This is a genomic window from Gordonia sp. B8661-1 (assembly GCF_059427765.1).
Window position 1 is genome coordinate 17,321 of record NZ_JCAHRL010000009.1, and the last position, 12,011, is coordinate 29,331.

General features: G+C 67.6%; 12 protein-coding genes and 1 pseudogene. 2 read left to right on the plus strand and 11 right to left on the minus strand.

Annotated elements, in window-relative coordinates:
* Positions 1-6 precede the first annotated feature (6 nt).
* Positions 7-495, plus strand: a complete 489-nt coding sequence (locus AC4JJG_RS17315) for a hotdog fold domain-containing protein (protein ID WP_495401708.1) — start codon at positions 7-9, stop codon at positions 493-495.
* A 3-nt stretch (positions 496-498) separates the two neighbouring features.
* Here the strand turns inward: AC4JJG_RS17315 and AC4JJG_RS17320 are convergent.
* The 6 genes and pseudogenes from AC4JJG_RS17320 to mftE form a co-directional block, all read right to left on the minus strand.
* A pseudogene (locus AC4JJG_RS17320) lies at positions 499-1,676 on the minus strand (CynX/NimT family MFS transporter).
* A complete protein-coding gene (locus tag AC4JJG_RS17325; RefSeq protein WP_495401709.1) occupies positions 1,673-2,350 on the minus strand; it encodes a FadR/GntR family transcriptional regulator in 678 nt (225 codons plus the stop codon). Before AC4JJG_RS17325 ends, AC4JJG_RS17320 begins: the two are co-directional and overlap by 4 nt.
* Before the next feature lie 85 nt (positions 2,351-2,435).
* On the minus strand, positions 2,436-2,861 hold the full coding sequence (locus tag AC4JJG_RS17330) for a PPOX class F420-dependent oxidoreductase (RefSeq protein WP_495401710.1): 426 nt from the start codon (positions 2,859-2,861) through the stop codon (positions 2,436-2,438).
* Between the two features lie 54 nt (positions 2,862-2,915).
* Positions 2,916-4,247 (minus strand): mycofactocin system GMC family oxidoreductase MftG, encoded by a 1,332-nt coding sequence (gene mftG / locus AC4JJG_RS17335; protein ID WP_495401711.1) that lies wholly within the window; start codon positions 4,245-4,247, stop codon positions 2,916-2,918.
* 2 nt (positions 4,248-4,249) lie between these two features.
* A complete protein-coding gene (gene mftF / locus AC4JJG_RS17340; RefSeq protein ID WP_495401712.1) occupies positions 4,250-5,689 on the minus strand; it encodes a mycofactocin biosynthesis glycosyltransferase MftF in 1,440 nt (479 codons plus the stop codon).
* Entirely contained in the window at positions 5,686-6,411 is a 726-nt protein-coding gene (gene mftE / locus AC4JJG_RS17345) for a mycofactocin biosynthesis peptidyl-dipeptidase MftE (RefSeq protein WP_495401713.1), read from the minus strand. Before mftE ends, mftF begins: the two co-directional genes overlap by 4 nt.
* Before the next feature lie 200 nt (positions 6,412-6,611).
* Between mftE and AC4JJG_RS17350 the strand changes: the two genes are divergently transcribed.
* Positions 6,612-7,724, plus strand: a complete 1,113-nt coding sequence (locus tag AC4JJG_RS17350) for a CaiB/BaiF CoA transferase family protein (RefSeq protein ID WP_495401714.1) — start codon at positions 6,612-6,614, stop codon at positions 7,722-7,724.
* 58 nt (positions 7,725-7,782) lie between these two features.
* Here the strand turns inward: AC4JJG_RS17350 and AC4JJG_RS17355 are convergent, their stop codons facing one another.
* From AC4JJG_RS17355 to mftA, 5 genes are all read right to left on the minus strand, one after another.
* The gene (locus AC4JJG_RS17355; protein WP_495401715.1) at positions 7,783-8,595 is read right to left on the minus strand and encodes a mycofactocin-coupled SDR family oxidoreductase; all 813 of its coding nucleotides are present in this window, start codon (positions 8,593-8,595) and stop codon (positions 7,783-7,785) included.
* Positions 8,596-8,905: 310 nt separating this feature from the next.
* On the minus strand, positions 8,906-10,099 hold the full coding sequence (gene mftD, locus AC4JJG_RS17360; protein ID WP_495401716.1) for a pre-mycofactocin synthase MftD: 1,194 nt from the start codon (positions 10,097-10,099) through the stop codon (positions 8,906-8,908).
* Positions 10,100-10,181: 82 nt separating this feature from the next.
* Entirely contained in the window at positions 10,182-11,423 is a 1,242-nt protein-coding gene (gene mftC, locus AC4JJG_RS17365; RefSeq protein WP_495401717.1) for a mycofactocin radical SAM maturase, read from the minus strand.
* The gene (gene mftB, locus AC4JJG_RS17370) at positions 11,420-11,794 is read right to left on the minus strand and encodes a mycofactocin biosynthesis chaperone MftB (RefSeq protein WP_495401718.1); all 375 of its coding nucleotides are present in this window, start codon (positions 11,792-11,794) and stop codon (positions 11,420-11,422) included. Before mftB ends, mftC begins: the two co-directional genes overlap by 4 nt.
* Positions 11,794-11,886, minus strand: coding sequence for a mycofactocin precursor MftA (gene mftA, locus AC4JJG_RS17375; protein ID WP_495401719.1), 93 nt, complete (start codon positions 11,884-11,886; stop codon positions 11,794-11,796). The genes mftB and mftA overlap by 1 nt, the downstream gene beginning before the upstream one ends.
* Between the last annotated feature and the right edge of the window lie 125 nt (positions 11,887-12,011).

Here is a 12,011-nt window from a genome sequence, read left to right on the forward strand (position 1 = left end):
GCCGACATGAGCGAGCACCGACCGTCGACGACGGCCACCTACGCACTGCGCAAACGACTGCCCGACAATCCACTCGGCCACGTCCTCTTCTCCCTCGGCATGGTGGCGCGGGTCCCCTACTTCGGGACGATCCTGCCGGTCATCAACGAGATGCGGCCCGGCTACTGCCGCGTGAGCGCCCCCAAGTGGTTCGGCGTCCACAATCACATCGGCACCTTCCACGCGATCGCGGCCTGCAACCTGGCGGAGGCCGCCATGGGCATGCTCATGGAGGCCACCACACCGACGACCCATCGCTGGATTCCCAAGGCGATGCACACCCAGTACCTCACCAAGGCCACGACCGGCCTGACCGCCGAGGCCGAACTCGCCGAGCCGATCGACTTCGATTCGATCACCGAGGGCACCGAAGTCGTCGTGTCCATCCGGATCACGGACAAGACCGGCACCGAGGTCGTGCACTGCGACATCACCACCTGGGTCACGCCCAGCTGATGATCACACCCGGATGGTGACGTTCTTCGCCGCCAGCAGCGTCGAGATCGCCTGCGGGACAAGCGCAAGACCGAGCACCGCCATGGCCAGACGCCAGGAACCACTGGCGTCGTGCAGTGCGCCGATCGCGATCGGCCCCAGAGCCGCCACGCCATAACCCACGGCCTGCGCCATCCCGGACACCTGCCCGGTGACCAGCGTCGACGGACTTCGCTCGACCATGAACAGCAGCGCGAGACTGATTCCGCGCCGGGCCCGAGCATGACGGCCACGATCCACAGCGGGGTCAGCGTATCCGTGGTCACCAGGCCCACGAATCCGATGGCGCAGATCGCGATCATGAGCAGCGAGATTCCACGCTGATCGGCGAACCGGGCGGCGATGATCGGTGCCACCAGCGAGGCGATCAGCGCACAGGTCTGGCCCAGCGCGAGCAACAATCCCGCCTGCGTATCCGAACGACCATGATCCTGCAGGTACTGCGGGAGCCACGCCGAGAACGTGTAGAAGATCATGGACTGCGCGCCCATATAGACGGTGATCGCCCACGCAATCCGGTTGCGCCACAACGACGGTGACGGATCCGCGACGGCCACCCGGTGGATCTGGCGCAGCTGCGGCACCCACACGACGAGGGCGAGCACGACGAGCGTGCCCCAGGTCGCCAAGGTCATCCGCCAGTTGCCGTCGAGCGACTTATCGATCGGCACCGTGAGCGCCGAGGCGACAGCCGCACCGCCGGACAGGGTCATCGAGTACAGGCCCGTCATCAGGCCGGAGCGGTGCGCGAAGTCCCGTTTGATCAAGGCCGGCAGCACCACGTTGCAGATGCCGATCGCGATGCCCACCACCGCGGACCCGGCGAACAGCAGACCGACGCTGGGCGCCAGTCGCAAACCGATCCCCACGAGCAGCAGGACCAGTGCGCCGAAGATCGTTCGTTCGATACCGAACCGTGCGGCGAGACGCGGGGCGAACGGCGCGCTCAACCCGAAGCACAGCACCGGCAGCGTGGTGAGCAGACCTGCTGCGGCACTGGAGAATCCGAGGTCGTGCATGATGTCGTCGACCACCGGGGCCACGGACACCACCGGTGGACGCAGATTGGCCGCCACCAGCATGATGCCGACCGCGGCGATCACCGCGGCCGCGCCACGCGGCGCGGTTTCGACCCGGCTCATCGAACCGACTCCCGCGCGACCTCGAGATAGGACAGCACCGCCGCCCGCGCCGCCGCCGGATCACCGTCCTCGATGGCGGCGACGACGTCGGCGTGACCGCTCGGATGTACGCCGACGGCCATCATCGTCTCGACGAGCGGGGCATGGGATCGATCCATCACCACGGCCAGCGCGTCGTAGAGATCGATCAGCAGTCGGTTGCCGGACGTCTCGACGAGGGAACGATGAAAAGTGATGTCGCGCCGCGCATAAGCGTCGACATCCCCCGCCGACAGAGCCGCCTCGGCAGCGTCCAGGTCGTCGCGCAGACGCACCCTATCCTCGGCGGTGGCGCGCACCGCGGCCGCGGCCGCCGCCTCCGTCTCCAGTGCGCGTCGCACCTCGATGAGGTCGAGCACCTCGCTCCGCTCGGCACAGCGCGTCAGAGCACCGGTCAGCACGTTGCGGCTCCGGACATAGGTACCGTCACCGCGACGCGGCACGAGCAGCCCCTGATGTTCGAGCGCACGCACCGCCTCACGAATCGTGTTGCGCCCCACCCCGAACAGCTCCACCAGCTCCGGTTCCGGCGGAATCCGCTCACCCACCGGCCATCGCCCGTCGTCGATGAACTCGTGCATGCGGGCGACCACCAGTTCACTGGTGCGGGGCGGCGGTGCGATCAGGTCGGGCATGAAAAGAACCTAACATCCCATGTTTGGTTCGCTAACGAGATCCGTGCCACACCCGGCGGGGCGGGCGCCTGCACCGCGTCGGGGATCAGTCGGACACGTTGAGAGCGGCGATCACCCGTGTCGGCTCGAGCCACACGACGAGTTCGCCCGGCACGCCGTTGCGTTTGCCGAACTCCTCGGCACGATCGGCGCCCATGTACCGCTCCCCGCACATCGTCGCGATCCGTCGGACCTCGTCGAGGTCCTCGCTGGTCTCCGCACGACCCTGTACCTGCACGAAGCCGTACGGCGGCTCGGGCATGTCCACGGTCAGGACGATCCGCGGGTCACGCGCCATGGCAGCGGCTTTGGCGGTATCCGCACCGGTGTTGAAGGCGATCCGCGAGCCGTCCAGCACGAACCAGATCGGCGCCACCAGCGGACGACCGTCACGGGCCACATAGCCCAGATGGCCGGTGCGGGTGCCCTCGGACAGGAAGGCGCGAACCTCGGGGTCGTCAAGTGATGCCATGTCGCCACCCTACGTCCGCCCGCGGCATCATGCCCGATGCGTGACTCCGGCGTCTCAGTTCGGCGGCGCCCCGATGAGACGATCCCCGATGCGGCACGCGACCATCATGATGGTCGCGTGCGGACCACTGCGGCCCGCGGTGGGCAGGATCGACCCATCGACGATGCGCAGACCGGTCATGCCGTCGACGAGCCCGAGATCGTCGGTGCGGACACCCATCGGCATGCTCCCCCACGCGTGCTGGGAATTGCGCACCACCGCATCCACCGACACCGAGCCCGGCTCGACGAACCCGGCGAGCTCCGGGGACCGGAGCATCGTGGTGACCGCTGCGGCACCGGTCTCGAGCCGCAACGCGTCCGCGGCATCGAGTTGTCCGAGCAGGACCTGCGGCCGTCCGTCGCGCAGGCGCACCTCGCCACCGGCGCCGGGCCGCATCGCGGCCACCCCGATCACCGGCCCCGACGATGGCAGACCATCGACATATCCGGCCATATCGCCGCTGTAACAACGGAATTCGAGCGCATCCGGAGTATGCACCACCGATTGGAGCAGCGCCCCGGCGACATGATGATCCGCCGTTGCCCGGTAGCCCACCAGCACCTCGCGGTCCTCCCAGATCGGCAGAACGCGCCCGACGAGTGGTTCGAGACCCGACCGGAGCAGGACCGACGCCGTGCCCAGGGTGCCCGCGCACAGGATCACCTCGCCGGCCTCGATGATCGACGATCCCACCCGCACCCCGGTGACACGGCGTCCGGTGACGGCCAGCGAGGAGACCTCGCGCTCACCGAGGACGTGCAGGTTCGGCCGCTCCAGCGCAGGCCGCAGGTACGCCTCGGCGGAGGTCATACGCAGACCGTCGATCCGGTTCGATCGGACACGGTTGAGACCGACGATCGGCCACGGGTCCTCCGGTACACGCGCCGGATACCGTTGCGCCCAATAGCTCTCGAATGCGGCGGTCACCGGCGCCAGCTCGTCGTCGGCGAAGGCGGATACATTCATGGTGCCGCCGGATCCGTCGAGTTCCCGATAGGCGTCGCCGATGTCGCCGAGTGTCCAGGATGCCGGCCAGCCGTCGAAGTCTTCGGGATGCCAGCGGAGGAAGTACCCGCCGTTCACCGCCGACGACCCGCCGAACGCGTTGCCTCGGACCACCGCCAGGCCGGTGTCCTCCGGATATGCCGTCGCCCACACCGATCCGGTGCCGATGGGCAATCGGTGCAGCGCCCGCTCTCGTTCCGTCGGCCACCGGGACGGCCCGCGCTCCAGAAGACACACCTGGCGATCGGGGTCCCGCGAAAGGCGTTCGGCAAGAACACAGCCCGCGCTGCCCGCACCGACGACGACCACGTCGGCCGAACGCGGCGGCGAGGACGCCATCACTACTTGGTGAGCACCGGGCGCAGAGCGCCGAGGTCGCGGTTCAGCAGTGCCCCCTGCCAGAGCCCCGCACCATAGGCGAGGTCGTCGAGGCGACGGAACAGCGTGTAGGCGAGCGGCCCCATCGGCGGTCGGCTCGCGGGTTCGGCCAGCTGATGCCGAATCCAGGACACCAGTCCCTCGCCGATCGCCAATTCGATTGCCAGACGCCGGAATCGCGGAGAGACCAGGGTCAACAGCATGGCCAGCGGCCAATAGTGCCGACAGACGGCACCGGCGGCCTGCAGTACACCGAATCCCACCGCGCGGCCCGTCATCTGAGTCGCCACCACCGGCGCACCCGGCAATTCGCCCAGACGGCGACGCAGCCTCATTCCGGTGACCGCGGCGATCCCCAGCGCGAGCGCGGCACCGGTCTTCGTCCGGGTCAGCAGCGCGATGACGGCGATGGCCATCGGCACCGACATCACCACCGGCGCGGCAAAGCCCTCGTGCCGGTCCGCGAGGAAGGACGCACCGGTGCCGTAGTACCGGCGACGATCCAGCACCGACCGCATGTCGGTCCGGTGATCGTGGGCGACCTCGGCGATCGGGTCGTACCGCACCCGCCATCCGGCCTTGTGGGTCCGCCAGCACAGGTCGACGTCCTCGGCGACGCGCAGCGACTCGTCGAACCCCTGAAAACAGCTGCGCCGCACCACCATCGCCGCACTTGGCACATAGGGGACGCGGCTACCGGGCACCACCGCGCACTCGTCCGGTCCCATGTCGAGTGAGGAGTAGCCGTTCTCGTAGCGCTCGGCGAGCCGGGCCTCGTGGTCGTTGCGGCTGAGGCCCACGATGCGTGGGGCGACGATCGCCACCGCAGGATCGGAGAAGTGCGCGAGCAGAATGGTCAGCCAATCCGCGGGCGGCACCACATCGGAATCAAGGAACGCGACGAAGCCGGTGTTCGCGGCCTCGGCCCCGGCGTTGCGCGCGGCCGACGGTCCCCGATTCTCCTCGAAGCGGATGAGTCGCACGGTGCTCGTCTCGGGCACCCGGATCGGTTCCGGTGACCCGTCGTCGACGACGATCACCGACGTATCCGCGAGCACCCGCAACAGCCGGTCGACGCCGGACTGGTTGCCGCGGACCGGAATGACGACCGTGACATCGGCGATGCCGGGACCGAACATGGGACGCGGATTCGCCAGCCCGGAATCGAGCAGGCGACGAGCAAGCATTCGGGTTGCGTTGTCGCACACCTCGATCCGTCCGTCGACGGACATCATGCCGAGCGCGGCGTCGGAGATGCGGAGCATCCGGGTGGGCGACCCACCGACCAGATAGCGCAGGTCCCGGTTGCGGGCACATCGCATGTCGATCTGCACCTGGAAGCCATCCGGCAGCGCGGTCCGCACCGGGGCGCCCGACTGCGGCGGGCGATCGACGACTGTCATCCGACCCGCCCCATCTCACCCACCGACCACGCTCGGACCGCGTTCATCAAGCCGTCGACGAGATCGTCGACGTGGGCCGCGCCGCGCAGGGACGTCGCGCCCGCCGGATCACCGAGCACCCCGTTGGCACTGACCGCCGCCACGCCGCCCTCACGCATCAGCGGCAGCAGGGTGGACACGGGTGCGGTGTTCCCCGCCTCGGCGAGGTCGAGGAAGACATCGTCCGGCGAGATATCCAGCAGCACAGAGGTTTCCGTGAAACCCGCATGCGCATCGGCACCCTCGATGGCGCACGGGTACCAACTCACCTCGCGGGCCTCGTAGCGCAGCCGCTGTACCGCGGTGACCAATGAACGGGCGTTGCCGCCGTGACCGTTGACGAACACGATGCGGTCCGCCCATCGGCAGGCACTGCGACCGTACTCGAGAAGGAGCAGATGCAAGGCCTCGTGGCCGAGCGACACCGTGCCCGGAAATCCCTCATGCTCTCCGCTGGCGCCGTAGTTGAGCGCGGGGGCCGCAAGGATCAGGTCGTCCCCGGACACCTCGGCGGCGAGCCGGTCGGCCGCCCGTTCCGCGACGACCGACGCGATACGCGTATCGGTGTCCACGGGCAGGTGTGGCCCGTGCTGCTCGGTGGCGCCGAGAGGAACGAGGAGGGTGACCGATCGTCCGGACAGTTCGGGCCACCGTGTGCAGCCCAGGATCGCCCGACGTGTCATCTGACCAACTCTAGCCATGCCGCCGGTGCCTGGTAACCGGGAAGACGTGTTTTCTCGCAACTGAATTCTTTCGGGCCGACGTTCGTATGCCGACGCCCAGCGCAACCCAGCCTTCCGAGCGATCGATCGGCTATGCGATGCTGGATCACACCTTGGGTGATACCCGACACAATCGAGCGGGTACGGATCGGGAGGACCACATGACGTCAACCGCCGCACACAACAGCGGAAAGCAGGGACCCCTCAGCGCAATCCGCGTGGTGGAGTTCGCGGGCATCGGCCCCGGCCCCCACGCCGCGATGCTGCTCGCCGACCTCGGCGCCGACGTGATCCGGGTTCAGCGACCCGGCACGCTGCCGCACGAGGGCCGCAACGCCGACGCCCTGCTCCGCGGCCGTCGCGTCGTCGAGGCCAATCTGAAGGACCCCGCCGACCGCGAGACCATTCTGGGTCTGGTCGGCAAGGCTGATGTCGTACTCGAGGGATTCCGGCCCGGCGTGATGGAGCGCCTCGGATTCGGCCCCGACGACCTGGCCGCGGTGAACCCCGGACTGGTCTACGGACGGATGACCGGCTGGGGCCAGGACGGCCCGCGCGCCGAGCTCGCCGGCCACGACATCAACTACATCTCGCTGACCGGCATGCTGCACGCCGTGGGCCGCGCCGACGACCGGCCCGTTCCGCCGCTGAACCTGGCGGGCGACTTCGGCGGCGGTTCCATGTTCCTCGTGATGGGTGTTCTCGCCGCCCTGCTGGAGCGTCAGACGTCCGGCAAGGGACAAGTCGTCGACGCCGCCATGGTCGACGGTGCTTCCGTTCTGGGACAGATGATGTGGGCGTTCCTCGGCACCGGCCTCTGGCGGGACGAGCGGGGCGTCAACCTGCTCGACACCGGTGCACCGTATTACGAGGTCTACGAGACCTCCGACGGCAAGTTCATGGCCGTCGGCGCCATCGAGCCGCAGTTCTACGCCGAATTGCTCAAGGGTCTGGAACTGACCGACGCGGGCCTGCCGGATCAGAACGACATTCCCAACTGGCCGAAGCTCAAGGAGGTCTTCACCACGACCTTCAAGTCACGCACCCGTGACGAATGGGCGAAGGTCTTCGAGGGCACCGACGCCTGCACGACGCCGGTGCTGTCCTTCGGTGAGGCGCCGGCCGACGCACATATGGCCGCGCGGTCCAATCTCGTCGAGATCGACGGCGTCATGCAGGCCCAGGTGGCGCCGCGATTCTCCCGCACCTCGCCGGAAACCCCCGAGGGTCCGGCGCGTACCGCCACCGATCCGTCCACCGTCTGGACCGACTGAGCCACTCCTACGAGAACGGGCCCCGATCACCGGTGATCGGGGCCCGTTCTCGTCGCCGCTAGACCTTGGAGTGGCCCATGTCGATCTGGAATTCGGCGCCGGTGATGCCCTTCGCCGAATCCGACGACAGATACAGCACCGAGTCGGTGATCTCGTCGACCGAGGCGACCGGGTGATAATCCAGCAGTGACGGGAAATGCCTTGCCGCCCAGCCCGTCTCGAATGCCTTGAAGGCCTCGGTGTCGGCCACGCCCATCGGGGTGTCGACCGCGTACGGGTGGATCGTGTTGACGCGGATGCGATGCTGGCCCAATTCCTTCGCGGCGGTCTGTGCCAGCCCCCGCAGTCCGTATTTGGACGCGGCGTAGGAGGCCTGCAGCGGCATCGCCTTGAGACCGGCCACCGAGCTGATCACCGTGATGGAGCCGCCATTGCCGGCCTCCAGTATCGCGGGAACGGTGGCGCGCAACGTCTTCCAGGTGCCGACCAGGTTCACGTCGACGACGTCGGTGAACTGCTCCTCGGTCATCTCCCAGAGCGGCGCCCAGGTAAGGATGCCCGCATTGGCGACGACGATGTCGAGGCGACCGAACTGAGCGACCCCGTCGGCAACGAGCTGCTCCTGGAAGGCCAGGTCGCGGATGTCACCCTCACGGGCGAGGATCTTTCCGCCCTCGGCCTCCACGAGGCGGACCGTCTCGGCCAGATCGTCCGCTGTCGCAGGCGGATACGTGGTGTGCTCGGCGACGCGTGACGCGATGTCGAGGCCGATGATCGAGGCACCCTCGCGGGCGAAGCGCACGGCATGGTTGCGCCCCTGCCCTCGTGCGATACCGGTGATGTAGACGACCTTGCCGTCGAACTGACCCATCCGCCGCTTCCCTATCTCTGATCCGAACAGTGTCAGAAAACTGTAACACGTTCTAATTCACGCATGTCGCCGATCGAGTAGGCCACGAACGCGACTCCTCCGCTGATCGCTCCCCGGATCGAGTAACCCGCGAACGCGCGACTCCTCCGCTGATCGAGTAGCCCGCGAGCGGAGCGAGCGCGCGTATCGAGATCACCGCTCACACCACGGCGTCAGGCGCGAATGCTCACAGAAATTCGACGAGAGCGGGCCACCGACCGGATTATCCGGTCGGTGGCCCGCTCTCGTGAGATTTCTGTGGGCCGACCGCCTACGGGTACCGGCGCTCGAAGTCCTCCGGCATGATCAGATCCTCGGGATTCAGCTCGTGAACACTCTTGTGTCCCAAGCCCATCACCACACCGTCGAGCCCCATGCGGAGCAGATCGAGCACGTTCTCCACACCGGCCTGCCCGTTGGCAGCGAGGCCCCAGAGGTACGCGCGGCCGATCATCACGGCGCGGGCCCCCAGCGCGAGGGCCTTCGCGACATCGCTGCCCCGGCGGATACCGCCGTCGAGCAGCACCTCGATCTGATCGCCCACCTCCTGCGCGATCGGGCCGAGCAGGCGGATCGTCGCGGGTGTGCCGTCGAGGTTGTTGCCGCCGTGATTGGACACCGAGAGTGCGGTGGCGCCGATGTCGACGGCACGGCGGGCGTCGTCGAGTCGGGTGACGCCCTTGACCATGAACGGTCCGCCCCACTGCTCGCGCAGCCACTTGAGGTCGTCCCAGGTGGGCGGCGGGGTGTTCATCCATTCGCCGTAGGCGGCGAAGAACGTCGGCCCCGGCTGCCCCTTGCCGTGGGAGACGTTGGGGGCGGTCAGATCCGGGATGATGATCTTGCCGTCGCGGATCCAGTCCAGCGCGTAGCGCGGTTTGGTCGCGATCTCGGGAGCGAGCCGCAGGAGTGCGCGGAAGTCGACCTTCTCCGGGATCTCCGGGCTGCCCCAGTCACGGCCGACGTTGAACACCCAGTCGGTGGTGACGATCAGACCGGTGGCGCCCGCCTCCTTGGCGCGCATGGCGCGGGCGAGGATCTCGTCGCGGCTGCCCAGCCAGTAGATCTGGAAGAAGATCTTGTCGTTGACCGCGGTGACCTCTTCGATCGGGTGGGATGCGAAGCTGGACAGTCCCATTGCGGTCCCGCGGGCGGCGGCGGCGCGGGCGACCGCGACCTCGCCGTCGGGGTCGACGGCCTGCACGCCGGTCGGCGAGATCATCACCGGGAAGGACAATTCCTGTCCCATCACCGTGGTGGTCATGTCGCGGTCGGCCTGGGCGCCGACGACGTGCGGTGCGAAACCGAGCTCGGAGAACGCCTTGACGTTGTCGTCGAGGGTGATACCGGCCTGCGTGCCCGCGACGAGCGACGAGTACACCGACTTCGGCAGTCGCTTCTTCGCGCGGCGCTGCGCCTCGTGCACGGTCTCGAACCAGGGATTTCTGGCCCAGGGGTTCTCCATTGTCTTCCTGCCTGTGTAGATATCGGATAAAAGGACGGCACGCGACGCCCGGGCGACCACCCGGCGTCGCGTGCCGGTGCGGCTACGGAGTGAAGCCGGCGAGCGGATTCTCGTCGCAGCTCTTCGACGGCGGTGCGCCGACCGGTGTCAGGTCACCGTCGGGCCGCCGGGTCATCAGTGTGAGCGGGGTGCCGCGCGAATGATCCTTGTTCGCAGTCGGTTTGGTGCGTTCACCGGCCAGCAGCTCTTCGCCGTACCCCTGCACGCATTCGGGGTCGGGTCCGGCGAGCGGGAGTCCGGTGAAGAACTTCGCCGCCATGCACCCACCGCGGCACGCGTCGAAGTGATTGCACTTCGTGCACGCCCCGGCGTTCTGGGGTTCACGCAATTCGGTGAACAGGTCCGACCGCTGCCAGATCTCCTGGAATCCACCGTCGGTGGTGATGTTGCCGGCCAGGAAGTTCTCGTGGATCGCGAACGGGCACGCGTAGACGTCGCCGACCGGATCGATCAGGCAGACCACACGGCCCGCACCGCACAGGTTGAGCCCCGGCAGCGCGCCGCCACCCTCGCCGGCGAAGGCCGACAGGTGGAAGAACGAATCGCCGGTGAGCACCCGATCACCGTGTGCGACAAGCCAGTTGTACAGATCGCGCTGCTGCTCGGGCAACGGGTGCAGGTCGTCCCAGACGTCGGCGCCGCGGCCGGAGGGGCGCAACCGGGTGATGCGCAGGGTCGCGTTGTACCGATCGGCGAGGGCTTTGAACTCGTCGAGCTGGGCGACGTTCTGCCGGGTCATCACCACGCTGATCTTGGCGTCACGGAAGCCCGCCTCGGACAGGTTCTCCAACGCGCGCACGGCCATGTCGAAGGAACCCGGTCCCCGGACGGCGTCGTTGACCTCGGCGGTCGCGCCGTCGAGCGAGATCTGCACGTCGACGTAATCGGAGGCGGCCAGCCGAGCGGCGACCTCCTTGTCGATGCGTAAACCGTTGGTGGAGAACTTGACTCCCACCTGATGGCTGGTCGCGTAGTCGACGAGCTCCCAGAAGTCCGGGCGCACGGTCGGCTCGCCACCGCCGATGTTCACGTAGAAGACCTGCATGCGCTGAAGTTCGTCGATGATGGCCTTGCACTGCTCGGTGGACAGCTCGCGCGGGTCCCGCTTGCCCGAGCTGGACAGACAGTGCACGCACGCCAGGTTGCACGCGTAGGTCAGTTCCCAGGTCAGGCAGATCGGGGCGTCGAGGCCCTTCTCGAACTGGTCGACGAGCCTGCCGACCTTCGGGGGCTGCTGGACGCGCGGGCGTTCGATGGTGGTCATGCAGGTCCCTCCGTTGGGTCGGCCCGTCGCACGATCATTCCCGAATCCGCAAGTGCGCGAAGGGCTTGAAAGTACAGCGGGTACTCGTCGACGTCGATACCGGCCGCCGACAGGGCTGCGTCGGCGCTCGGATGATCAGCCAGTGACCGGACGATGCCGACCACGGTCAGGTTCTTCAGAAACGACAGCTTGCGGGTACCGAAGTGGTACAGCAGCGCGCCGAAGGGCTCCGGGCGCAGTGCCACTTTCGGGTTGAGTGTCCAGGCTCCGGAACTGTCAAATCCGGGCGAGTCGATTCCGGGTGCGGGCCGGTTCCCGGCGACCGCATCGCTGCGGCCGCCGGTCGCCGTTGTCGATGTCGGGGTCGACATCAGTAGACCCCGCACATCCCGTCGATCGACACCTCTTCGACGAGGGACTCGCCGACGAGCTCGTCCTGCGACGTGGCTGCCTGATCTGCCATGATCCAACCTCCGATTTCATTAGTGATGTGGATCACCGAATACTATAGTTGCACTGAGTGCAGAAAAAACACCCCGACGCGAAAACTGACCGGAAGGACAGGTGCGGGGGGCGAGACAACGGAGC

Excerpts from the sequence above, each read along its gene's own strand:
- AC4JJG_RS17315 (WP_495401708.1), top strand. The coding sequence starts at position 7 with ATGAGCGAGCACCGACCGTCGACGACGGCCACCTACGCACTGCGCAAA.
- AC4JJG_RS17325 (WP_495401709.1), bottom strand. The coding sequence starts at position 2,350 with ATGCCCGACCTGATCGCACCGCCGCCCCGCACCAGTGAACTGGTGGTC.
- AC4JJG_RS17330 (WP_495401710.1), bottom strand. The coding sequence starts at position 2,861 with ATGGCATCACTTGACGACCCCGAGGTTCGCGCCTTCCTGTCCGAGGGC.
- mftG (WP_495401711.1), bottom strand. The coding sequence starts at position 4,247 with ATGGCGTCCTCGCCGCCGCGTTCGGCCGACGTGGTCGTCGTCGGTGCG.
- mftF (WP_495401712.1), bottom strand. The coding sequence starts at position 5,689 with ATGACAGTCGTCGATCGCCCGCCGCAGTCGGGCGCCCCGGTGCGGACC.
- mftE (WP_495401713.1), bottom strand. The coding sequence starts at position 6,411 with ATGACACGTCGGGCGATCCTGGGCTGCACACGGTGGCCCGAACTGTCC.
- AC4JJG_RS17350 (WP_495401714.1), top strand. The coding sequence starts at position 6,612 with ATGACGTCAACCGCCGCACACAACAGCGGAAAGCAGGGACCCCTCAGC.
- AC4JJG_RS17355 (WP_495401715.1), bottom strand. The coding sequence starts at position 8,595 with ATGGGTCAGTTCGACGGCAAGGTCGTCTACATCACCGGTATCGCACGA.
- mftD (WP_495401716.1), bottom strand. The coding sequence starts at position 10,099 with ATGGAGAACCCCTGGGCCAGAAATCCCTGGTTCGAGACCGTGCACGAG.
- mftC (WP_495401717.1), bottom strand. The coding sequence starts at position 11,423 with ATGACCACCATCGAACGCCCGCGCGTCCAGCAGCCCCCGAAGGTCGGC.
- mftB (WP_495401718.1), bottom strand. The coding sequence starts at position 11,794 with ATGTCGACCCCGACATCGACAACGGCGACCGGCGGCCGCAGCGATGCG.
- mftA (WP_495401719.1), bottom strand. The coding sequence starts at position 11,886 with ATGGCAGATCAGGCAGCCACGTCGCAGGACGAGCTCGTCGGCGAGTCC.